The following is a 23,048-nucleotide window of genomic DNA, read 5'->3' as shown; positions in this document are numbered from 1 at the left end:
GACGGCGAAAGCAGGCGCGGTTCATGGCGACTTTGTGCAGACCCTCGGTGTCCGTCCCAGAGCACGTGATCACGATGGAGGAGACGCTGGAGCTGGCGCGCTCCCACCACGCCGACCATCCCCAACTGCCGCTGGCCCTCCGGCTGATCGAGAACACGGGCGTACTCACCCGGCACATCGTGCAGCCGATCGAAGAGACCCTGAAGCACCCCGGTTTCGAGGAGCGCAACAAGGTCTACCAGGCCGAGGCGAAGGCCCGGGTGCCCGCCGTCGTCCAGCGGGCGCTCGACGACGCCCAGCTCCTCACCGCCGACATCGACGTGATCATCTACGTGTCGTGCACGGGCTTCATGATGCCCTCGCTCACGGCCTGGCTGATCAACGAGATGGACTTCGACAGCACCACCCGCCAGATACCCATCGCCCAGCTGGGCTGCGCGGCCGGCGGTGCGGCGATCAACCGGGCGCACGACTTCTGCTCGGCCTACCCCGAGGCCAACGTGCTGATCGTGGCCTGCGAGTTCTGCTCGCTGTGCTACCAGCCCACCGACCTGGGCGTCGGATCCCTGCTGTCCAACGGCCTGTTCGGCGACGGGATCGCCGCCGCGGTGGTGCGCGGCCGGGGCGGCGAGGGCATCGAGCTGGAGCGCAACGGCTCCTACCTGATCCCCAAGACCGAAGAGTGGATCATGTACGACGTCCGCGCGACCGGCTTCCACTTCCTGCTGGACAAGCGGGTGCCGGGCACGATGGAGCCGCTGGCCCCGGCGCTGCAGGAACTGGCCGGGCTGCACGGCTGGGACGCCGCCGACCTGGATTTCTACATCATCCACGCGGGCGGCCCGCGCATCCTCGACGACCTCAGCAAGTTCCTGCAGGTCGACCCGCACGCCTTCCGGTTCAGCCGGGCCACGCTCACCGAGTACGGCAACATCGCCAGCGCCGTCGTCCTCGACGCGCTGCGCCGGCTGTTCGACGAGGGCGGCGCCCAGCACCGGGCGCGCGGGCTGCTCGCCGGGTTCGGTCCCGGCATCACCGCGGAAATGGCCCTGGGCCGCTGGCACAGCCCGGCCGAACTGACGGCATGAGGACGGCATGACTGAAGAAACGCTCACCGAGACCCTTCCCCCGGTCCGGCACTGGCCGGCCCTCGACCTGACCGGCATCGACTTCGACCCGGTGCTGACCGAGCTGATGCGCGAAGGCCCCGTCACCCGCATCCAGTTGCCCAACGGCGAGGGCTGGGCCTGGCTGGTCACGCGCTACGACGACGTACGCATGGTGACCAACGACCCCCGCTTCAGCCGCGAGGCGGTCATGGACCAGCCGGTCACCCGGCTCGCCCCGCACTTCATCCCGCAGCGGGGCGCGGTCGGCTTCCTGGACCCGCCGGACCACACCCGGCTGCGCCGCTCGGTGGCGGCCGCCTTCACGGCGAAGGGCGTGGAGCGGGTGCGCGAGCGGTCGCGGCGGATGCTGGACGAACTGGTCGACGAGATGCTGCAGGACGGCCCGCCGACGGACCTCACCGCGACCGTGCTCACCCCCTTCCCCATCGCGGTGATCTGCGAGCTGATGGGCGTCCCGGCCGCCGACCGGCACGGCATGCACACCTGGACCCAGCTGATCCTGTCCTCCTCGCACGGCGCGAAGGTCAGCGAGAAGGCCAACAAGGAGATGGCCGCCTACTTCTCCGACCTGATCGGGCTCAGGGAGGGCAGCTCAGGCGAGGACGTCACGTCCCTGCTCGGCGCCGCCGTCGGCCGCGGCGAGATCACCCTGCAGGAGGCCGTCGGTCTCGCGGTGCTCCTCCAGATCGGCGGCGAGGCGGTCACGAACAACAGCGGCCAGATGTTCTATCTGCTGCTGACCCGCCCGGACCTGGCCGAACGGCTGCGCGCCGAGCCGGAGATCCGCCCCAGGGCCATCGACGAACTGCTGCGCTACATCCCGCACCGCAACGCGGTCGGCCTGTCGCGCATCGCGACGCAGGACGTGGACATCCAAGGCGTGCGGATCCGGGCGGGCGACCCCATCTATGTGTCGTACCTGGCCGCGAACCGCGACCCGGACGTCTTCCCGGACCCGGAGGCGATCGACTTCAGCCGCGCCCCGAACCCGCATGTGTCCTTCGGCTTCGGCCCGCACTACTGCCCGGGCGGCATGCTGGCCCGGCTGGAGTCCGAACTGCTCGTCGACGCGCTGCTGGACCGGGTGCCGGGCCTGAAGCTTGCCGTACCGCCCGACCAAGTGCCCTTCAGGAAGGGCGCGTTGATCCGCGGTCCCGAAGCCCTGCCGGTCACGTGGTGAGCGGCCGGTGACGGCGACGGAGGGCCTGCTGGTACCGCCGGGCCACGGCCGGGTCGTCCAGACCCCGGCCCAGCGCGTGACGTTCAAGGTCACCGGCACGCACTCGCGCACGGCGTCCACGTTCGAGGTGGAGGTACCGCCCGGCTTCGACGTCGGCGCCCATGTGCACACGCGCAGCGAGGAGTTGTTCTACGTGCTCGAAGGCGAACTGGACGTTCTCGCCTTCGAGCCCCGCATCCGCACCGCCGACAACTGGCAGAAGTGGCAGTCGAGTTCGGGCAACCGGGTGGTCCGGGCGACACCGGGCACGGTCATCGTCGTCCCACCGGGCTGCCCACACGCGTTCGCCAACCCGACGGACACCCCCGCGAGGATGTTCTTCCAGGCTTCCCCGCCCCCGGACCACGAGCGCTACTTCGAGGAGCTGCTGGAGATCCTGGGGGCGGGCGGACCGCCGGACCACGAGGCGATCGAAGAACTACGCCGCCGCTACGACATCGAACAACTGACGCCTTTGAAGCACCGGTGAGCCTGGCGCCCCCAAAGGGCGCGGGGCTGTATCGATTTGCGGCTCCGCCGCGCGGGCGCGACCAGCCACGAACAACCTGCGGACCGAGTCACACGGAACCCCCACGGCGCTACCGAATCGGCATCCCCGACAGGGTCCGCGCTATCACCAGCCGCTGAATCTCGCTCGTACCCTCAAAGATGGTGTAGATCGCAGCGTCACGGTGCATACGCTCCACCGGGTACTCCCGCGTGTAGCCGTTGCCGCCAAGTATCTGCACGGCCTGCGCGGTGACCTTCTTGGCGGTCTCGCTGGCGAACAGCTTCGACATCGAGCCCTCGGCGGCGGTGAACTGCTTGCCGTTGACCGCCATCCACGAGGCGCGCCAGACCAGCAGACGAGCGGCGTCGATGGCCGTGCGCATGTCCGCGAGCTGGAAGGCGACACCCTGGTTGTCGATGATCGGACGCCCGAACTGCTCGCGGGTCTTCGCGTAGTCGAGGGCCACCTCGTACGCGGCCCGCGCGGTGCCCACGGCCATGGCACCCACGGCCGGCCGCGAAGCCTCGAAGGTGGCCATCGCCGCGTTCTTGACCCGCTCGCCGCCGCCGGCCTTCGCCCGCTCGCGGGCACGCGCCAGACGCTGGTCCAGCTTCTCCTTGCCCCCGAGGAGGCAGGAACTGGGAACGCGGACGTTCTCCAGGACGACCTCGGCGGTGTGCGAGGCGCGGATGCCGTGCTTCTTGAACTTCTGCCCCTGGGACAGGCCCGGCGTGTTCGGCGGAATGATGAAGGACGCGTGGCCCTTGGAGCCCAGCTCCGGGTCGACGACGGCCACGACAACGTGGACGTTGGCGATGCCGCCGTTGGTCGCCCAGGTCTTCGTGCCGTTGATCACCCACTCGTCCTTGGCCTCGTCGTACACGGCACGCGTGCGCATGGAGGCCACGTCGGAACCGGCGTCGGGCTCGGAGGAGCAGAAGGCGGCGACCTTGACATCGTTGGCGTCGCCGTACATCTGGGGAATCCAGGTGCCGATCTGTTCCTCACTTCCGTTGGCGAGAACGCCCACGGCGGCCAGACCGGTGCCTACGATCGACAGGGCGATGCCCGCGTCGCCCCAGAACAGCTCCTCCATGGCCATCGGTATACCGAGACCGGTGGGGTCGAAGTACTGCTGGGCGTAGAAGTCGAGGGAGTAGATGCCTACCTTCGCGGCCTCCTGGATGACCGGCCAGGGAGTCTCCTCACGCTCGTCCCATTCGGCGGCCGCGGGGCGGATGACGTCTGCGGCGAAGCCGTGCAGCCAGTCCCTGACCTCCCTCTGTTCGTCGTTGAGCTCCATGGTGAACTCGGTCATGTCCCCTCCAGCGGCGGCGCACTTCCCTGTTACTAACGGTAACCCTAGTTTGTTACCCACGGGTAGGAAAAGTCAACTCCTGATGACGGGTCGGCAGCCCGTTCGATGCAGAGGGCATGTTGAGTGTTAGTTTGCGCAGGCGTCACCGAATAAGCACGGGTGGGGAGAGCTCATGGACACCACGCAGCGGACCGAGCAACAGCGGTCCGCCGACCGACGTCGGCGCGAGCTGCTGGAGGCCGCCGACAGAGTGGTGCTGCGCGACGGCCCACAGGCCTCGATGAACGCCATCGCCGCGGAGGCCGGCATCACGAAGCCGATCCTGTACCGCCACTTCGGCGACAAGAGCGGACTTTACGCGGCCTTGGCGAAGCGGCACACCGACGCCCTGCTGAACTCGCTCCGGGCGGCGCTCGACGCCCCGGCGGACCGGCGGGAACGGGTCGAGGCCACGCTCGACACCTACCTCGCGGCGATCGAGGCGCGTCCGCAGGTGTACCGGTTCCTCATGCATCCCGCCGAGGGCAGCCCGTCGGGCGACCAGGGCTTCGACGTCGGCAAGCATGCGATTCCGCTGCTGAGGCGCATGGGCGAGGAGTTGGCGCAGGTCATCGAGGACCGGCTGGATCTCGGCCCGGGAGGTCAGCAGCTGGCCCGGGTGTGGGGGCACGGGATAGTCGGCATGATGCATGCCGCCGGGGACTGGTGGCTGGGGGAACGGCCCTGTTCGCGGGCGGAGTTGGTGCGGAGTCTGGCCGACCTGCTGTGGGGGCGGCTCGCCGCGGCGGGGGACAAGGTGGGCGGTCCGGGGTTCTGACCGGTGCGCGGTCCCTCGCGCCCCTGAAGACCTGCGCTCACCGGCGCCAGGAAGCTCGCGCCACCTGTCGCATCAGGCGGCGGTGGCGCCGGCCCCTCAGTCTGTCCGCGTACACACTGCCTTCGAGGTGGTCGCACTCATGCTGCAAACACCGGGCGAAGAACCCCGTTCCATGCACCGTCACCGGCTCTCCGGTCACCGTGAAGCCCTCGACGACCGCGTGGTCGTACCGCTCCGTCCCCGCCTCCAGACCCGGCAGGGACAGACAGCCCTCGGGGCCGCGGATCACCACGCCGTCGGCCTCGACGAGCCGCGGGTTCACGAGGTGCCCCAAGTGCCGGACATCCTCGTCGTCCGGGCAGTCGTACACGAACACGCGCAAAGATTCACCGACTTGGTTCGCTGCCAGGCCCACCCCCTGGGCCGCGTACATCGTGGCGAACAAGTCCTCCACCAGGGCCGCCAGTTGGGGGCCGAAATCGGTGACTTCGCCGCATTCTTGGTGCAGGACCGGGTCCCCGAGCAGCGTGAGGGGCCGGACGCGCCCGCGGGCACCCGGGATGGAGACGTGTCGCATGGCGGCAAGAGTACGGTCCGGTCGGCTCACGCCCGCCCGCAGCCGGGCCGCGGTTCGGGAGCGTGAACAGATCTCGATAGGCTGAGGTCCACACCACGTTGCCGTCAGGCAGAGGCGCGGCGCGTACGCAAGGAGGATCGAGAACTCATGGCAGGCAACTCGGACCCGCTCACGCCGCGGGCCAAGCTGGCCGTGACCGCGGGCAAGGCGGTCGCGGCGGCATCGCGCGCCGCGGGGCGCGGGAGCGGTTCGGTGATCGGTGGCCGGGTGGCACTCAAGCTCGACCCGGACCTCCTCGCGCGGCTCGCCCAGCACCTTGACGTCACCCTGGTCTCGGCGACCAACGGCAAGACCACGACCACCCGGCTGATCGCGGAGGCCCTGCGCGCCGCCGGCCCGGTCGTCTCCAACGCGCTCGGCGCCAACATGCCCGCCGGCATCACCTCGGCCCTGGCCGGCAGCTCGGACGCCCGGTTCGGCGTCATCGAGGTCGACGAGAAGTACCTGGCCGGCGTCGCCCGGGACACCGACCCGAAGTGCATCGCCCTGCTGAACCTCTCCCGCGACCAGCTCGACCGCGCCGCCGAGACCCGCATGCTCGCGGAGAACTGGCGCGAGGGGCTCGCGGGCTCGAAGGCCGTCATCGTGGCCAACGCCGACGACCCGCTGGTGGTGTGGGCCGCGTCGTCCTCCCCCAATGTGATCTGGGTCGCCGCCGGGCAGATGTGGAAGGACGACGCCTGGTCCTGCCCGTCGTGCGGTGGCGTGATGCAGCGGCCGGGGGACGACTGGTTCTGCGGTGAGTGCGGCTTCCGTCGGCCGACGCCCAGCTGGGCGCTGTCCGGTGACCACGTGCTGGATCCACACGGATCCGCCTGGCCCATCCACCTCCAGCTGCCCGGCCGCGCCAACAAGGCGAACGCCGCCAGCTCCGCCGCCGTGGCCGCCGTCTTCGGCGTGCCGCCGCAGGTCGCCCTGGAACGCATGTACCAGGTGCAGGCCGTCGCCGGACGCTACGACGTGGTCCAGTTCGCCCAGCGCGACCTCCGGCTCCTGCTCGCCAAGAACCCGGCGGGCTGGCTCGAAACGTTCAGCCTGATCGATCCTCCGCCCACGCCGGTGATCCTCTCGGTGAACGCGCGCGGCGCCGACGGCACCGACACCTCCTGGCTGTGGGACGTCGACTACACGCGACTGACTGGCCACCCGATCTGCGTGATCGGCGACCGGAAGCTGGACCTCGCGGTGCGTCTCGAGGTCGCGAACCAGCACTTCCAGGTCTGCGAGGACCTCGACCAGGCGGTGCAGATGAGCCCGCCGGGCCGGATCGAGGTCATCGCCAACTACACCGCCTTCCAGGACCTGCGCCGCCGCGTCGGCAACTGACAACTCAGGGGACTTTTGTGAGCGACAACAGCCTGCGGGTCGTCTGGATCTACCCCGACCTGCTCAGCACGTACGGCGACCAGGGCAACGTCCTGGTCGTCGAGCGCCGGGCCCGGCAGCGCGGCCTCGACGTGGCCCGCCTGGACGTGCGCAGCGACCAGCCGATCCCGACCTCCGGCGACATCTACCTGATCGGTGGCGGCGAGGACCGTCCGCAGCGGCTCGCGGCCGAGCGGCTGCGCCGGGACGGCCATCTGCACCGGGCCGTCGAGAACGGCGCGATCGTCTTCTCGGTCTGCGCCGGCTACCAGATCCTCGGCCACGAGTTCATCAACGACCTCGGCCAGCGCGAACCGGGCCTCGGTCTGCTCGACGTGGTCTCGGCGCGCGGCGAGGGCGCGCGGTGCGTCGGTGACGTCCTCGCCGACATCGACCCGCGCCTCGGTCTGCCCCCGCTGACCGGCTTCGAGAACCACCAGGGCGTCACCCACCTCGGCCCCACCGCCCGCCCCTTCGCCAACGTCCGCCTGGGCAACGGCAACGGCACGGGCGACGGTACGGAGGGCGCGTACAACGACACGGTCTTCGGTACGTACATGCACGGCCCCGTGCTCGCGCGCAATCCGCAGATCGCCGACCTGCTGCTGAAGCTGGCGCTGGACGTGAACGCGCTGCCGCCGACCGACGACCGCTGGTACGAGGCATTGCGCAACGAGCGCATCGCGTCTGCTCAGCAGCCTGCCTGACCTGGTTGTTCACCTGAACTCCAGGTTGGTTCCACCAGCCCGTCTGACGGGGTGCGCGCCCACCTGAGCGGGGCCGTCCAGCAGGCGGACGCAAGGTGCTGCCCCGCCCCCTTCTGCCGCTAGGGTGGCGGGGTTCATACCGGACAACGTGGTCCGGTCCCGGTCCACGTTGAGAAGGTTCTTTCGGGCTATGCGCATTGGTGTCCTCACGTCCGGCGGCGACTGCCCCGGCCTGAACGCCGTCATCCGGTCCGTCGTGCACCGCGCCGTCGTGGACCACGGCGACGAGGTCATCGGCTTCCGGGACGGCTGGAAAGGCCTCCTGGAGTGCGACTACCTCAAGCTCGACCTCGACGCGGTGGGCGGCATCCTGGCCCGCGGCGGCACGATCCTCGGCTCCTCCCGGGTCCAGCCCTCGCATCTGCGCGACGGTGTGGAGCGGGCCAAGGGCCATGTCGAGGAGCTCGGCCTCGACGCGATCATCCCCATCGGCGGTGAGGGCACGCTCAAGGCGGCCCGGCTGATGTACGACAGCGGGCTGCCGATCGTCGGCGTACCGAAGACCATCGACAACGACATCGCCGTCACGGACGTCACCTTCGGCTTCGACACGGCCGTCGGTGTCGCAACCGAGGCCCTGGACCGGCTGAAGACCACCGCCGAGTCCCACCAGCGCGTCCTGGTCGTGGAGGTCATGGGCCGCCACACCGGCTGGATCGCGCTGCACTCCGGCATGGCGGCCGGCGCCCACGCCATCGTCGTACCGGAACGGCCCTTCGACATCGAGGAGTTGGCCGCGAAGGTCGGCGAGCGGTTCGAGGCGGGCAAGCGGTTCGCGATCGTCGTCGCGGCCGAGGGCGCCAAGCCGAAGGCCGGTTCCATGGAGTTCGACGAGGGCGGCAAGGACATCTACGGCCACGAGCGCTTCGCCGGGATCGCCCGTCAGCTGTCCATCGAGCTGGAGGAGCGGCTCGGGAAGGAAGCCCGGCCGGTGATCCTCGGGCACGTCCAGCGCGGCGGGACGCCGACCGCGTACGACCGGGTGCTCGCCACCCGCTTCGGGTGGCACGCGGTGGAGGCCGTGCACCGCGGGGAGTTCGGGAAGATGACGGCGCTCCGGGGCACGGACATCGTGATGGTGTCGCTCGCGGAAGCCGTGGAGACGCTGAAGACGGTTCCCGAGGAGCGCTACGACGAGGCCGAATGCGTCCTCTAGATCAGGTCGTAGGGAACGTCGTACGAAACTGAGGAATCCGCCCCCGGTCGCAGCAGCGGCCGGGGGCGGTTCTAGTCTGTGTGGCGGACAGACTTGCACAACCCCCACGAATCAGGAGCCGTTGGATGGATCACAGCGGGCACGGCATGACCATGGATCTGCCGCCGTTCACGCTGGGGCGGGGTCTTCAGTGGTCGGCGGACCCGTTCTTCCTCGTGGCCTGCCTGGTGGGGCTCGCGTTGTACGCGTACGGCGTCGTACGGCTGCGGCGGCGCGGTGACAAGTGGTCGGCGGCGCGGACGGTGTCGTTCGTCCTCGGTGTCCTGACCATCGGGCTCGTGATGTGCACCAAGCTGAATGACTACGGCATGGTCATGTTCAGCGTGCACATGGTGCAGCACATGATCATCAGCATGCTGTCGCCGATCCTGATCCTGCTGGGCGCCCCCGTCACGCTCGCCCTGCGCGCGCTACCGACCGCCGGCAAGGGCCGCAAGGGTCCGCGCGAACTGCTGCTGATGCTGCTGCACAGCCGGTACATGCGGATCATCACGCACCCGGCGTTCACCATCCCGCTGTTCATCGCGAGCCTGTACGGGCTGTACTTCACGCCGCTGTTCGACTTCCTGATGGGGTCGAAGGCCGGGCACATCGCGATGATGGTGCACTTCCTCGCCGTGGGCGTGGTCTTCTTCTGGCCGATCATCGGCGTGGATCCCGGTCCGCAGCGCCCGGGTTATCTGATGCGGATGCTGGAGCTGTTCGCGGGCATGCCGTTCCACGCGTTCTTCGGCATCGCGCTGATGATGGCGTCGACGCCGATGGTGCAGACGTTCAAGAACCCGCCCGCCTCGCTCGGCATCGACGCGCTCTCCGACCAGACCGCGGCCGGCGGCATCGCGTGGGCGTTCAGTGAGGTGCCGTCCGTGCTGGTGCTGCTCGCCCTGCTGTTCCAGTGGTACGGCTCCGAGCAGCGGCAGGCCAAGCGCCAGGACCGGGCCGCCGACCGTGACGGCGACAAGGAACTCCAGGCATACAACGCCTATTTGGCCTCATTGAACGCACGCGGGCGTTGAAGGCTTCGCCCTTCGGAAGCATTCAGTAGCATGAAGTGCATTGGGGGAACCGCCGGGGGGAGCGGTGATGACACTTCGCGCATTTATGCAAGGGGCCGGGAAATCGGTGATTCACAGGATCGCCGTCCTGCTCGTTTTCGTTCTGGTGCTCAGTGGGTGTGATCGAAGTACGCCACTGCAAGTCGTGAAGGCGGTGGCTGCGGGAGTTCCTTCTCTCGCACCTTTCTTCGACGAGGGCAGCGGGCTGGGCCATGACGCCGTGGTCAGGCCGCAGGCCGTGCACGGGAGTCTGCAGCAAGGGGACACACCTGGGCTGTACGGGGGCACGAGGAAGCCGACCATCTGCGACGTCAAGCAGCTCAAGGCATTCCTCACGGACCCCGCGAACCGGCAGAAGGCACAGGCGTGGGCGACCGCCTTTGACATCGGCACGGCCGAGATTCCGGAATATCTGGACCGGCTGACTCCTGTTCTCCTGCGTCACGACACCCTCGTGCAGAACCACGACTACAAGAAGGGAAAAGCCGTCCCCTACAACTCCTTGCTCCAGGCGGGAATCGCCGTTCTCGTCGACGAACAGGGACTTCCGGCTGTGAAGTGTTCGTGCGGAAATCCACTCCGTCCCTTCACGGGTGACACGAACCGGATTTCGGTCAAGTTCAAGGACGGCAACAAGAAGTGGCGGGGATACGAACGTTCTTCCGTGGTCGCCGTGCGGCCGGCGAGCCGGAAAATGGAGCGGCTCGCACTGGTCGACGTAGATGATTCGAGCCGGGGCATCGACCGGCCGGTCGGCACGACGGGCGCCCAGGACAAGACCTTCAACACGCGCAAGCAGCGTGCGGTGCCCGCCCTCGCAGGAATGACGTTCGGGGACGCGAGCAGGCGGCTGGCCGACAAGGGGCTGGCGGTCGGCTACGACGGGAAGGCGCGGCCGCCCGACGACGCGCGGGTCACGGCCTCGGACCCACCGGCGGGGACCGAGCTGCGGTTCGGGCAGTACGTGACGCTGAGCGTGGCCGGGGGGACGTCGGGCGGGTCGACCACTCCCCCGGCGCCCACGACCTCCGAACCGTCGACCGCACCGCCTTCGTCGCCGACCTCGCCTTCGTCACCGTCCTCGCCGTCGAGCGGCGGGTCCGGGTCGTCGTCCTCCGTACCCCCGTCGAGCGCGCCGCCCAGTTCCAAGCCGCCCTCGTCGAATGCGCCCCCCGGCTCGCCGCCGCCCACGACCGCGTCACCGCCGACCAGCGACCCGGTCACCAGCAGCGCGCCGCCGCCCAGCGACCCGGTGACGAGCAGCGCGCCCCCGCCCAGCGACCCGGTCACCACGAGCGCCCCGCCGCCCGGGACGACGAGCGCTCCGGCCACCGGCGAGCCGGCGAGCAGCGCGCCCGCCACAAGTGAGCCCGCGACCTCCGGGTCGGCCTCGACCGCGATCACATAGCGCCCTCGCAGAATCCGCAGAACCCGGGAGTCACCGGATGCATTCAGGATCATCGACGTCGGGAGTGGGCCGGGTCATCGCCGGCCGTTATCTGCTGCTGCACCAGCTCGGCAGCGGCGGCATGGGCCATGTGTGGCTCGCCCACGACCAGAGACTCGCCTGCGAGGTCGCGCTCAAGGAGATCGTGTTCCGGGACCTGGACCCGGCCGACGACGAGCGGGAGGCCCGGGTCGCCCGCGCCCGCGCGGAGGCCCGGTACGCGGCGGGGCTGCGCGGCCATCCGCACGTGGTGACGGTGCACGACGTGCTGGAGCACGAGGGGCTGCCGTGGATCGTCATGGAGTACGTGGCGGGCGCCGTGGACCTGAAGGAGCTGGTCGACACGCGCGGCCCGCTCGCGCCCGCGGAGTGCGCCCGCCTCGGGCTCGCCGTGCTCGACGCGCTGACCGCCGGGCACGAGCGGGGCGTCATGCACCGGGACGTGAAACCGGCGAACATCCTGCTCGCGCCGGACCGCACCGGGGCGCCGTACGGCCGGGTGCTGCTGACCGACTACGGCATCTCGGTACGGCCCGAGGGCGGCGAGACCCGGTACACGATGGCGTCCGTGCTGGTGGGGACCTCGGGCTATCTGGCGCCGGAGCGGGCCACGGGCGGGCCGCCGACCGCGGCCGCCGACCTGTTCTCACTGGGCTGCACGCTGTACCACGGCGTCGAGGGCCGGGGTCCCTTCGAGCGCGAGTCGAACCTCGCCGAGGTCACCGCGGTGGTCATGGAGGAGCCGCGTCCGGCCGTGCGCGCCGGCGCGCTGGGCCCCGTACTGCAGGCGCTGCTGGTGAAGGATCCGGGGCGGCGGCCGTCCGCGACGGAGGCGGAGGCGGCGCTGTCGCGGATCGTCACGCCGCAGGCCGAGGCGTACGCCCGCACGCAGACCGACCTCGGTTCGCAGCCGCCCTGGGCCGGCGTGGCGCCGGCTCCTCCGCCGCCGGGGCCCCGGCCCGGGCCGGACGGCTTCGGGCCCGTCGTCGTGTCCGCCGGGCCCGCCCACCGCCGCCGTGAGCTCCCGCGGGCCCTGCGTGCCGCCCTCGCCGCCTGTCTCGGTCTGGTGCTGGCGCTGGGGGGCGTCTGGTACGCCATGGCGAATCGTGACGACACGACCGGGGGCGGCGAGGCGTCACCGTACGGCTCGGCTGTCGGGCTGGCCGCGCCGCTCAAGGACGGGGAGTGCGTGCTCGCCGACTGGCCGGGCTCGGCCCGTTTCCAGGGTGTGCCCCGGCTGACGCCGGACCCCACCTGCCGGGACACGGCTCCGGACGGGCAGGTGATGGCGTTCGTGACCGCCGCGTCCGCGGACGCGGCGCGCCGGCTGGGGCCGGCCCGGTGCGAGGAGCGGACGCAGGAGATCCGGGAGCGGCTGGCGGACGTGCGCAGTGTCGCCGTCGTGCCGACTGAGGCCGGTTTCGAGGCCGCGGGACGGCGCACCGCCTGTCTGGTGCTGGGCGCGCACGGGCCGGTGTACGGGCCGCTGGGCGATCACCGGAAGATCGGCTCGGCCTTCGCCGACACGGCGAACATGCAGCGGCGGGACTGCCTGCAGGCCCGTTCCAACCGCGCCGCCGGCCTGGTGTCCTGCAGCGGCCCGCACGACGAGCAGGTGCTCGGTTTCACCCGGCTGGGCAAGGACGTCACGCTGACCGAGGCCCGTACGGAGTCGGACGGGGCGTGTGCGAAGGATGTGCCGCCGCGCGACTACGGCTTCGACCCGTCGGTGTACGCCTCCGGCTCCTGGACCAGCCAGGGTGCCTGGAAGTCGGGCACTCATTTCGTCGTCTGCACCGTCCGGAAGCAGAACGGGGGCACCATGGAGGGGGACGAATCCTGAAGGAGGGTGTTGCGATGCCCGGTTCTGCGGACAGTTCTACGAAGGCAATGGGGGCGATCACCGTCGGCGGCCTGGTCGTGGTGACCGCCTACACGGTGGCGCTCGGTTCCAACGGCTGGCTGTGGTTCGGGTGGGTGGTGCTGGGCCTGCTCACCCTCGGGATGGTCGCCACCCGCAGCTCGTGACGCTCACTCCTCGGTCATCCGTCCGGCGGAGTGCACGCCCGGCTGGTACTTCGGCAGCCGGGCGGTGACCTTCATGCCCGCTCCCACGGCGGTCTCGATGACGAGCCCGTAGTCGTCGCCGTAGACCTGGCGGAGCCGGTCGTCGACGTTGGACAGCCCGATGCCGCCCGAGGGGCTGACCTCGCCGGCGAGGATGCGGTGCAGCAGGACGGGGTCCATTCCCGCGCCGTCGTCCTCGATGACGACCAGCGCCTCGGCGCCGGTGTCCTGCGCGGTGATGCTGATGTGGCTCTTGCCTGCCCCCGCCTTGCCCTCCAGGCCGTGCTTGACGGCGTTCTCGACGAGCGGCTGCAGGCACAGGAAGGGCAGGGCGACCGGCAGCACCTCGGGGGCGATCTGCAGGGTGACGGAGAGGCGGTCGCCGAAGCGTGCCCGCACCAGCGCCAAGTAGTGGTCGATGGCGTGGAGTTCGTCGGCGAGGGTGGTGAAGTCGCCGTGCCTGCGGAACGAGTAGCGGGTGAAGTCGGCGAATTCCAGGAGGAGTTCACGGGCGCGCTCGGGGTCGGTGCGGACGAACGAGGCGATCACCGCCAGCGAGTTGAAGATGAAGTGCGGGGAGATCTGGGCCCGAAGTGCCTTGATCTCGGCCTCGATCAGCCGGGTGCGGGACTGGTCGAGATCCGCCAACTCCAACTGGACGGAGACCCAGCGGGCGACCTCCCCGGCGGCCCGGACCAGGACGGCGGACTCGCGGGGCGCACACGCGACGAGCGTTCCGTGCACACGGTCGTCGACGGTGAGCGGGGCGACGACCGCCCAGCGCACCGGGCAGTCCGGGGTGTCGCACTTGAGACGGAAGGCCTCACCGCGGCCGGTCTCCAGCGGTCCGGCGAGGCGTTCCATGACCTCGGCGCGGTGATGGCTGCCCACGCCGTCCCATACCAGGACGTCCTTCTGGTCCGTGAGGCACAGCGCGTCCGTGCCGAGGAGGGTGCGCAGTCTGCGGGCGGACTTGCGCGCGGTCTCCTCGGTCAGGCCCGCACGCAGCGGGGGCGCGGCGAGGGAGGCGGTGTGCAGGGTCTCGAAGGTGGCGTGCTCGACGGGGGTGCCCAGGCCGCCGAGGCTCTCGGGGCGGGCCGTGCGCCTGCCGAGCCAGAAGCCGGCGGCCAGCAGCGGCAGGACGGCCACGCACAGCCCGGCGAGGAAGCCGCTCATGCCTTCACCTCCGCCCTCAGATCCTCCGGCAGATGGAACCGGGCCAGAATCGCCTCGGTCCCGGTCGGGACCCGCCCCGGGGTGGCCAGGGACACCAGCACCATGGTGAGGAAGCCCAGCGGCACCGACCAGAGGGCGGGCCAGGCGAGCAGGGCGTGCAGCGGGCCGGAGCCCGGGAAGCCCGCCATGGTGGCGGCCACGGCCAGGAACGCGGAGCCGCCCCCGATCAGCATCCCGGCGGCCGCGCCCGGCGGGGTCAGCCGCCGCCACCAGATGCCGAGGACGAGCAGCGGGCAGAAGGACGAGGCCGAGACGGCGAAGGCCAGCCCCACGGCGTCGGCAACCGGCAGCCCGCCCACGATGACACTGGCGGCGAGGGGCACGGCCATGGAGAGCACCGTCCCGAGCCTGAAGTGCCGTACGCCGCGCGTCGGCAGGACGTCCTGGGTGAGCACGCCGGCCACGGCCATGGTCAGTCCGGACGCCGTGGACAGGAACGCGGCGAAGGCGCCGCCCGCCACCAGCGCGCCGAGCAGGTCGCCGCCGAGGCCGCCGATCATGCGGTCGGGCAGCAGCAGGACGGAGGCGTCCGCGTTGCCGGTGAGCGTGAGTTCGGGGGTGTAGAGCCGGCCGAGGGCGCCGTAGAGGGGCGGCAGCAGGTAGAACGCACCGATCAGGCCGAGCACGGCCACCGTGGTGCGGCGGGCGGCGACGCCGTGCGGGCTGGTGTAGAAGCGCACGACGACGTGCGGCAGGCCCATCGTGCCGAGGAAGGTGGCGAGGATCAGCCCGTACGTGGCGTACAGCGGACGTTCCTCGCGGCCCGCCGCCAGGGAGGTCGACATGCCGCCGTTGCTGCCCCGGTCGGCCGCGGGGACGGGGGCGCCCTTGGCGAAGGTCAGCCGGGTGCCGCTCTCGATGTGGTGCGTGCCGGCGGGGAGTCGGACTTTCCGGTCGTCATGCGTACGGCCGTCGATGGTGCCGCTCGCCGTCACGGTCAGCGGGCGGTCGAGGGTGAGGTCGAGGCTGTCGTCGACGCGTACGACGCGCTGCTCGCGGAAGGTCGCCGGTTCCTCGAAGGCGTGGCTGGGCGCCCCGTCGCCCTGCCAGGCGAGGACCAGGAAGAGGGCGGGGACGAGCAGGGCGGTGAGCTTGAGCCAGTACTGGAAGGCCTGCACGAAGGTGATGCTGCGCATTCCGCCGGCGGCGACCGTCGCGACCACGACGAAGGCCACGATGATCCCGCCGAGCGACTGGGGAGCGCCGGTCAGTACCGTCAACGTCAGCCCGGCGCCCTGGAGTTGGGGCAGCAGGTACAGCCAGCCGACCCCGACGACGAACGCCCCGGCCAGCCGCCGTACCGCATGCGAGGAGAGCCTCGCCTCGGCGAAGTCGGGCAGTGTGTAGGCGCCGGAGCGGCGCAGCGGGGCGGCGACGAACAGGAGGAGGACGAGATAGCCGGCGGTGTAGCCGACCGGGTACCAGAGCATGTCGGGGCCCTGGACCAGGACCAGGCCCGCTATGCCCAGGAAGGAGGCGGCGGAGAGGTATTCGCCGCTGATGGCGGCCGCGTTGAGGCGGGGGCCGACGGTGCGGGAGGCGACGTAGAAGTCGGAGGTGGTGCGGGATATGCGCAGGCCGAACGCGCCGACCAGGACGGTCGCCACGACGACGAGGGCGACGGCGGGGACGGCGTAGCTGGAGTTCATCGGTCCTCATCGCTCGGGTTCATCGGTCCTCGACGAGGCGTACGAAGTCCCGTTCGTTGCGCTCGGCGCGCCGTACGTACCACAGGGCGAGCAGGACCAGCGGGGCGTAGAGGCAGAAGCCGAGGATCAGCCATTCGAGGCGGTCGGCGTCCGGCATGGCGGCGAACAGCAGCGGCAGCGGGCCGATCAGCAGGCCGAGGAACGCGAACACGGCCAGGGCGGCGCGGAGTTGGCTGCGCATGAGGGAGCGGACGTAGGTGTGGCCGAGGGTGGTCTGCTCGTCGATCTCGGTGCGCGGGCGGTAGTAGCCGGAGGCCCGGCGGGTGCGGCGGGGCGGGCCGGTGACGACGACGCGGCGTTCGGCGGGGTCCTGGTTCGGCACGGTCACGGCCTCCTCATCAGCAGGTCCCGCAGCTCGCGCGTGTGGCGGCGGCTGACCTGGAGTTCCTCTTCGCCGACCAGCACGCTCACCGTGCCCGCATCCAGGCGCAGTTCGCCGACGTGTCGGAGGGCGACCAGGTGGCGGCGGTGGATGCGGACGAACCCGCGGGAGCGCCAGCGGTCCTCCAGGGTGGACAGCGGGATCCGTACGAGGTGGCTGCCCTTGTCGGTGTGCAGGCGGGCGTAGTCGCCCTGGGCCTCGACGTGGGTGATGTCGTCGACGGCCACGAAGCGTGTCACGCCGCCGAGTTCGACGGTTATGTGGTCCGGATCGGGCTCGTGCACGGGGATGCGCGGGGCGCTGCCGGTGAGCTCGGCGGCCCGGCGGATCGCTTCCGCGAGCCGTTCCTTGCGGACGGGCTTGAGGACGTAGTCGACGGCCTTGAGGTCGAAGGCCTGGACGGCGAAGTCCTCGTGGGCGGTGACGAACACGACCAGCGGCGGCTGGGCGAACCCGGTCAGCAGCCGGGCCAGGTCGAGGCCGTCGAGGCCGGGCATGTGGATGTCGAGGAAGACGACGTCGATCGCCTCGGGGCCGCCGGGACCGGATTCCAGCGCGCGGTTGATGCGGCGCAGCGCCTCGGTGGCGTCGCCGGCGCCCTCCGCGCTGCCGATGCGGGGGTCCGCGTTCAGGAGATAGAGCAGTTCCTCCAGCGAGGGGCGTTCGTCGTCGACGGCGAGGGCGCGCAGCATGAACCCGGAGTGTAGGTGGATTCAGTACGTCTGGACATGTGCCGGGCATGGACGTCCCTGCTGGATACAGTGCCGACATGAACAGCAGGCCCGAGCCGTTCGACGATATCGACCGGAAGATCATCACCGCGCTGATGGCCAACGCCAGGACGAGCTTCGCCGAGATCGGCGCGGCCGTCGGGCTGTCGTCGACGGCGGTCAAGCGGCGCGTGGACCGGCTGCGCGAGACGGGGGTGATCACCGCGTTCACGGCCACGGTGGAGCCGTCGGCGCTGGGCTGGAGCACGGAGGCGTACGTCGAGGTGTACTGCGAGGGCGCGGCCCCGCCGCGGCGGCTGACGGAGGTGGTCCGCAACCATCCGGAGATCACGGCGGCGATGACGGTGACGGGCGGCGCGGACGCGTTGCTGCACGTGCGGGCGCGGGACGTGGAGCACTTCGAGGAGGTGCTGGAGCGGATCCGCGTCGAACCCTTCATCCGGAAAACGATCAGCGTGATGGTGTTGTCCCATCTGCTCCCGGAAAGCCCGGAAGCGGGCGCCAGCCAGCCCGCTCCCGAATAAACGTCCGGTTACGCAGCAGAGCTGCGTGGAAACGGCAAAAGACGCAGCATTCCTGCGCAGACACGCAATTCTGGTTGCTTGTCGCGCGTCTCCGTCACTTCCTACCTTGGTGTCAACCCTCAGTCGACACCGCAGGAAGCGGAGGAACCCCTCTGTGCCCGACTCCCGTGTGCCGCGCCGACGGCGCTTCCTCGTCTGTGAACCCAGACATTTCGCCGTGCAGTACGCGATCAATCCCTGGATGCATCCCAATGTCCATCTCGATGTGGACCTGGCCCAGCAGCAGTGGCAGGCGCTGATCTCCGCCTACCGGGCCCACGGTCACACCGTCGACGCCCTGGAGCCGACCCCCGGTCTCCCGGACATGGTCTTCGCCGCGAACTCGGCGGTCGTCGTGGACGGCCGCGTCTTCGGCTCCCTGTTCCACGCGCCGGAGCGGCGCCCGGAGTCCACGCACTACGACACGTGGTTCAAGTCGGCCGGATTCGACGTGCACCGTCCCGAGTCCGTCTGCGAGGGCGAGGGCGACCTCGTCTGGACGGGCCGCTACGTCCTGGCGGGCACCGGATTCCGTACGACCCGCGAGGCGCACCGCGAGGTGCAGGAGTTCTTCGGCCACCCGGTGATCAGCCTGACGCTGGTGGACCCGCGCTTCTACCACCTGGACACGGCGCTGTTCGTCCTCGACGACGACAACGTCTCCTACTACCCGGAGGCGTTCTCTCCGGGCAGCCGGGAGGTGCTCGCGCGGCTGTACCCGGACGCCGTGCTCGCCACCCTCGACGACGCGCTGGCCTTCGGCCTCAACTCCGTCTCCGACGGCCGCAACGTGTTCATCGCGCCCCAGGCCGAGGCGCTCGCCTCCGCCCTCGCCGACCGCGGCTATGTCCCCGTCCCCGTCGACCTGTCCGAGTTCCGCAAGGCAGGCGGTGGCATCAAGTGCTGCACTCAGGAGATCCGTTCATGACCGCTCCCGTGACCACGCGTACCTCCGCCGACCTGATCCGCGCCGAGGAACCGGTCCTGGCGCACAACTACCACCCGCTGCCCGTGGTCGTCGCCCGTGCCGAGGGCACCTGGGTGGAGGACGTCGAGGGCCGCCGCTACCTCGACCTGCTGGCCGGTTACTCGGCCCTCAACTTCGGCCACCGCCACCCCGCGCTGACCGAGGCGGCCCACCGGCAACTGGACCGCCTCACCCTCACCTCGCGCGCCTTCCACAACGACCGCCTGGCCGAATTCGCCGAGCGGCTGGCCGAGTTGACCGGCCTGGACATGGTGCTGCCCATGAACACGGGCGCCGAAGCCGTCGAGAGCGGCATCAAGGTGGCCCGCAAGTGGGCGTACGAGGTGAAGGGCGTCCCGGCCGACCAGGCGACCATCGTGGTCGCCGCGGAGAACTTCCACGGCCGTACGACGACGATCGTCAGCTTCTCCACGGACGAGCAGGCACGGGCGGGCTTCGGCCCCTTCACCCCCGGCTTCCGGATCGTGCCGTACAACGACCTGGCGGCGCTGGAGGCGGCGGTCGACGAGACGACGGCGGCCGTGCTCCTCGAGCCCATCCAGGGCGAGGCGGGTGTCGTCATCCCGGACGACGGCTATCTGACCGGTGTGCGCGAGCTGACCCGCCGCAAGGGCTGCCTGTTCATCGCGGACGAGATCCAGTCGGGCCTCGGCCGCACGGGCCGCACCCTCGCCGTCGAACATGAGGCGGTCGTGCCGGACGTCCTGCTGCTGGGCAAGGCGCTGGGCGGCGGCATCGTCCCGGTCTCCGCGGTGGTCGCCCGCCGGGACGTGCTCGGCGTGCTGCGGCCGGGCGAGCACGGCTCGACGTTCGGCGGGAACCCCCTGGCGGCCGCGGTCGGCACGGCCGTCGTCGAGCTGCTGGAGACGGGCGAGTACCAGCGCCGGGCCGCCGAGCTGGGCCTGGTCCTGCGCGGCGGCCTGACCTCCCTCCTCGGCAGGGGTGTCACCGGCTTCCGGGCCCGCGGCCTGTGGGCGGGCGTCGACATCGACCCGTCCATCGGCACCGGGCGCGAGATCGGCGAGCGGCTGCTGCGGGAAGGGGTTCTGGTGAAGGACACCCACGGCTCCACGATCCGGCTGGCGCCCCCGCTGACGATCACGGGCGAGGAGCTGCAGGGAGCGCTCAGGGCTCTGGAGCGGGTGCTGACACAAGGGGCCTGACGCAACGGGCTGACACAAGGGACCTGACACAAGGGCCCTGGCACGGGGGTTCCCGGCACCGGCGAGGTGCCGGGAACCTGCCCCACCCACCACACCTCTGCATTACCCCCGGGTCCGCCCAAAGCACCACCCAGCGCCCGAAGGGTGAAGATTGAGTCAAGAGGTGGTAGACCACTCTCAGCGACAGAGAGGTCGGCCGTGGGCACTCAGGAGGAGCAGGACGTCGCCCGGCAGCGGTTCGACGTGGCCGATGCCGCGCCCTTGTTGCTCGATGCACGAGGCGTGGTGACCAGCTGGACGCAGGATGCCCAGAGGCTGCTGAAGTACACGGCCGCCGAGGTGGTGGGCACCGAGGTGACGGGGCTGCTCGCCGACGAGGACGCCGCGCGCGTGCCCGAGCTGGCCGAGCGGTGCCGCAGGGACGGCGGCTGGGCGGGGATGGTGACCGCGCGGCGCAAGGACGGACAGCAGGTCAAGGTCATGGTCCGGATCACTCCGGCGGCCGAGCCGGGCGACGCGGCCCGCTGGCTGGTGCTGCTGTCGGACATGGCCGGGGCGCCGGGCTGGGACATGAGCCGTTCGGTGCTGGAGCAGATGGTCACGGGATCGCCCGTCGGCATAGCGATCGTGGACGCGAACCTGCGGTGCGTGTGGTCGAACGCGGCACTGGAGCAGTTCGGCGGCGGCGCCGCCAGTGAGCGGCTGGGGCGGCGGCTGGCGGAGATCCAGCCCGGCCTGGACGCCGAGGCCATAGAGGCGCAGATGCGGCACGTACTGGAGACCGGTGAACCGGTCGTCGGCTACGAGCAGGTGGGCCAGGTGCGGTCGGCACCGCACCGGGAGACGGCGCACGTGCTGTCGTTCACCCGGCTCGACGACGACAACGGCCACCCGATGGGCGTGTACTACACGGTCGTCGACATCACCGAGCGGCACCGCGCCCGGCAGCGGCTGGCCCTGCTCGACCGGGCCGGCGAACGCATCGGCCGCACGCTCGACATCGTGCGCACCGCGCAGGAGCTGGCCGACGTGTCCGTGCCGGGGTTCGCCGACTTCGTCTCCGTGGACCTGCTGGAGACGGTGCTGCGGGGCGCGGAGCTCGCGCCCGGGCCGCAGAGCGCCACGGACCTCGTGCCGTTGCGCCGCGCCGGGCACCAGTCGGTGAACCCGGGGATGCCGGAGGCCGTCGTCGAGATCGGCGCGGTGGCCACGTATCTCGCCGGGTCACCCCCGATCCGCTCGCTGACCACGGGTACCTCCTGGCGCGAGGAGCGGCTCGATCCGCTCGCCAAGGAGTGGGCCGCGGACATACCGGGTGGACGGGAGGCGACCTTCCTGGAGCTGGGGCTGCACAGCGTGATGATCGTGCCGATCCGCGCGCGGGGCGTCACGCTGGGCGTCACCACGTTCTTCCGGCGCGGGCGGCAGGAGCCGTTCGACGAGGACGACCTGAACCTGGCCGAGGACCTCGTCTCGCGGGCGGCGGTCTGCGTGGACAACGCCCGCCGCTACACCCGCGAGCGCAATGCCGCCCTGGTACTGCAGCGCAGTCTGCTCCCGCACCGGCTGCCCGAGCAGAACGCGGTGGAGGTGGCCGCCTGCTACCGGCCGGCCGACGAGCTGACCGGCCTCGGCGGCGACTGGTACGACCTCATCCCGCTGTCCGGCGCGCGCGTCGCCCTCGTCGTGGGCGAGGTCCCTGGCCACGGCATCGACGCCGCCGCGGCCATGGGCCGCCTCCGCACCGCCGTACGCACCCTCGCCGCGCTCGATCTGCCGCCGGAGGAGGTGCTCGCGCACCTCGACGACCTGGTCGCGCAGACGGCCCGCGAGGAGGGCGTGGATCCGGACACGGCGGAGTACGACGGCATCGAGGTCGCCGGGTCCGGTTGTGTGTACGTCATCTACGACCCCGTCGACGGGCAGTGCACGATGGCCGCCGCGGGCCATCCCGCGCCCGCCGTCGTCATGCCCGACGGCACCGTCAGCTTCGTGGACCTTCCGCAGGGGTCGCCACTGGGCGTCGGCGGTCCGCCCTTCGAGGCGGTGGAGCTGGCCCTCGCGGAGGGCAGCACGCTCGCCCTGCACACGGACGGCCTGCTGGCCCGCGAGGACGACGACTGGGCCGTGGACGCGGACCGTGACCGGCTGCGCCGGGCCCTGGAGCGGATGGAGCCCTCGCTCGACCTGCGCTGCCGGGCCGTGGTCGACGCGCTGGTCCCGGCCCGCCCGCACGACGACGTGGCCCTGCTGATGGCCCACACCAGGCTCCTCGGCGCCGACCAGGTCGCCGACTGGGACCTGCCCGCCGACCCGGCCGTCGTCGCCGACGCCCGCAAGGAGGCCGCCCGGCAGCTAGCCGAGTGGGACCTGGAGGAGCTGGTCTTCACCACGGAACTCGTCGTCAGCGAACTGGTCACCAACGCCATCCGCTACGCCGAGGGCCCCATCCGGCTGCGCCTGATCAGAGAACGTGCCCTGATCTGCGAGGTCTCCGACGGCGGCGCCACCGCACCCCATCTGCGCCACCCGCGCACCACGGACGAGGGCGGCCGCGGACTGCTGCTGGTCTCCCAGCTCACCCAGCGCTGGGGCACCCGTTTCGTACCCGAGGGGAAGGTCATCTGGGCCGAGCAGTCCCTGACGGATCCTCCGGGCTGACACGACGGGGTCGGCACAACCGACGTACGGCGTGTGAAAATGGGTCAAACCAGGCGGTGAGGCGGT

Annotated in this window: 20 protein-coding genes and 1 pseudogene; 15 read left to right on the top strand and 6 right to left on the bottom strand. The window is 70.8% G+C overall.

Annotation, left to right across the window (positions count from 1 at the left end):
• Positions 1–14: 14 nt before the first annotated feature.
• The 3 genes and pseudogenes from OG303_RS42130 to OG303_RS42120 form a co-directional block, all read left to right on the top strand.
• A pseudogene (locus OG303_RS42130) lies at positions 15–1,088 on the top strand (type III polyketide synthase); the annotation flags it as partial.
• 7 nt (positions 1,089–1,095) lie between these two features.
• Positions 1,096–2,310, top strand: a complete 1,215-nt coding sequence (locus OG303_RS42125; protein ID WP_405875179.1) for a cytochrome P450 — start codon at positions 1,096–1,098, stop codon at positions 2,308–2,310.
• A 7-nt stretch (positions 2,311–2,317) separates the two neighbouring features.
• A complete protein-coding gene (locus OG303_RS42120; RefSeq protein ID WP_405875178.1) occupies positions 2,318–2,839 on the top strand; it encodes a cupin domain-containing protein in 522 nt (173 codons plus the stop codon).
• Between the two features lie 109 nt (positions 2,840–2,948).
• Here the strand turns inward: OG303_RS42120 and OG303_RS42115 are convergent, their stop codons facing one another.
• Positions 2,949–4,178: an acyl-CoA dehydrogenase family protein gene (locus OG303_RS42115; RefSeq protein WP_405875177.1), complete on the bottom strand. Its 1,230-nt coding sequence runs from the start codon at positions 4,176–4,178 to the stop codon at positions 2,949–2,951.
• A 172-nt stretch (positions 4,179–4,350) separates the two neighbouring features.
• Between OG303_RS42115 and OG303_RS42110 the strand changes: the two genes are divergently transcribed.
• A complete protein-coding gene (locus OG303_RS42110) occupies positions 4,351–4,995 on the top strand; it encodes a TetR family transcriptional regulator (protein ID WP_405875176.1) in 645 nt (214 codons plus the stop codon).
• 37 nt (positions 4,996–5,032) lie between these two features.
• Here OG303_RS42110 and def read toward each other — a convergent pair whose 3' ends face one another.
• Positions 5,033–5,572: a peptide deformylase gene (def, locus tag OG303_RS42105; protein ID WP_405875175.1), complete on the bottom strand. Its 540-nt coding sequence runs from the start codon at positions 5,570–5,572 to the stop codon at positions 5,033–5,035.
• Positions 5,573–5,719: 147 nt separating this feature from the next.
• Here def and OG303_RS42100 point away from each other — a divergent pair, with 147 nt between their 5' ends.
• The 7 genes from OG303_RS42100 (at position 5,720) to OG303_RS42070 (ending at position 13,510) form a co-directional block, all read left to right on the top strand.
• The gene (locus tag OG303_RS42100) at positions 5,720–6,958 is read left to right on the top strand and encodes a MurT ligase domain-containing protein (RefSeq protein WP_405875174.1); all 1,239 of its coding nucleotides are present in this window, start codon (positions 5,720–5,722) and stop codon (positions 6,956–6,958) included.
• Between the two features lie 17 nt (positions 6,959–6,975).
• Positions 6,976–7,704 carry a type 1 glutamine amidotransferase gene (locus tag OG303_RS42095; protein WP_405875173.1) on the top strand — a complete coding sequence of 243 codons (729 nt, stop codon included), beginning with the start codon at positions 6,976–6,978 and terminating at the stop codon, positions 7,702–7,704.
• 190 nt (positions 7,705–7,894) lie between these two features.
• Complete coding sequence (locus OG303_RS42090) at positions 7,895–8,920, top strand: 6-phosphofructokinase (RefSeq protein WP_405875172.1); 1,026 nt, start codon at positions 7,895–7,897, stop codon at positions 8,918–8,920.
• Between the two features lie 125 nt (positions 8,921–9,045).
• Positions 9,046–9,996: a cytochrome c oxidase assembly protein gene (locus tag OG303_RS42085; RefSeq protein ID WP_405875171.1), complete on the top strand. Its 951-nt coding sequence runs from the start codon at positions 9,046–9,048 to the stop codon at positions 9,994–9,996.
• Positions 9,997–10,063: 67 nt separating this feature from the next.
• Positions 10,064–11,443, top strand: coding sequence for a DUF6777 domain-containing protein (locus tag OG303_RS42080; RefSeq protein WP_405875170.1), 1,380 nt, complete (start codon positions 10,064–10,066; stop codon positions 11,441–11,443).
• 37 nt (positions 11,444–11,480) lie between these two features.
• The gene (locus OG303_RS42075; RefSeq protein WP_405875169.1) at positions 11,481–13,325 is read left to right on the top strand and encodes a protein kinase domain-containing protein; all 1,845 of its coding nucleotides are present in this window, start codon (positions 11,481–11,483) and stop codon (positions 13,323–13,325) included.
• Between the two features lie 14 nt (positions 13,326–13,339).
• Positions 13,340–13,510, top strand: a complete 171-nt coding sequence (locus tag OG303_RS42070; protein ID WP_405875168.1) for a hypothetical protein — start codon at positions 13,340–13,342, stop codon at positions 13,508–13,510.
• A 3-nt stretch (positions 13,511–13,513) separates the two neighbouring features.
• Here the strand turns inward: OG303_RS42070 and OG303_RS42065 are convergent, their stop codons facing one another.
• Genes OG303_RS42065 through OG303_RS42050 form a run of 4 tightly spaced genes read right to left on the bottom strand, consistent with a single transcriptional unit; the run spans position 13,514 to position 17,568 of the window.
• Positions 13,514–14,725 (bottom strand): sensor histidine kinase, encoded by a 1,212-nt coding sequence (locus OG303_RS42065; protein WP_405875167.1) that lies wholly within the window; start codon positions 14,723–14,725, stop codon positions 13,514–13,516.
• The gene (locus OG303_RS42060) at positions 14,722–16,434 is read right to left on the bottom strand and encodes a cation acetate symporter (protein ID WP_405875166.1); all 1,713 of its coding nucleotides are present in this window, start codon (positions 16,432–16,434) and stop codon (positions 14,722–14,724) included. Before OG303_RS42060 ends, OG303_RS42065 begins: the two co-directional genes overlap by 4 nt.
• Before the next feature lie 19 nt (positions 16,435–16,453).
• Positions 16,454–16,816, bottom strand: a complete 363-nt coding sequence (locus tag OG303_RS42055; RefSeq protein WP_405877740.1) for a hypothetical protein — start codon at positions 16,814–16,816, stop codon at positions 16,454–16,456.
• Positions 16,817–16,818: 2 nt separating this feature from the next.
• A complete protein-coding gene (locus OG303_RS42050; protein WP_405875165.1) occupies positions 16,819–17,568 on the bottom strand; it encodes a LytR/AlgR family response regulator transcription factor in 750 nt (249 codons plus the stop codon).
• Between the two features lie 77 nt (positions 17,569–17,645).
• Here OG303_RS42050 and OG303_RS42045 point away from each other — a divergent pair, with 77 nt between their 5' ends.
• The 4 genes from OG303_RS42045 (at position 17,646) to OG303_RS42030 (ending at position 22,982) form a co-directional block, all read left to right on the top strand.
• Positions 17,646–18,131 carry an Lrp/AsnC family transcriptional regulator gene (locus tag OG303_RS42045; protein ID WP_405875164.1) on the top strand — a complete coding sequence of 162 codons (486 nt, stop codon included), beginning with the start codon at positions 17,646–17,648 and terminating at the stop codon, positions 18,129–18,131.
• A gap of 154 nt (positions 18,132–18,285) precedes the next feature.
• On the top strand, positions 18,286–19,098 hold the full coding sequence (gene ddaH, locus OG303_RS42040; protein WP_405875163.1) for a dimethylargininase: 813 nt from the start codon (positions 18,286–18,288) through the stop codon (positions 19,096–19,098).
• Positions 19,095–20,321 (top strand): ornithine--oxo-acid transaminase, encoded by a 1,227-nt coding sequence (gene rocD / locus OG303_RS42035; RefSeq protein ID WP_405875162.1) that lies wholly within the window; start codon positions 19,095–19,097, stop codon positions 20,319–20,321. The genes ddaH and rocD overlap by 4 nt, the downstream gene beginning before the upstream one ends.
• Positions 20,322–20,519: 198 nt before the next feature.
• Entirely contained in the window at positions 20,520–22,982 is a 2,463-nt protein-coding gene (locus OG303_RS42030) for a SpoIIE family protein phosphatase (protein ID WP_405875161.1), read from the top strand.
• Positions 22,983–23,048: the final 66 nt, after the last annotated feature.

Source organism: Streptomyces sp. NBC_00005 (genome assembly GCF_045160215.1).
Classification (GTDB): Bacteria; Actinomycetota; Actinomycetes; order Streptomycetales; family Streptomycetaceae; genus Streptomyces.
This window is presented reverse-complemented; position numbering and strand designations above follow the sequence as displayed.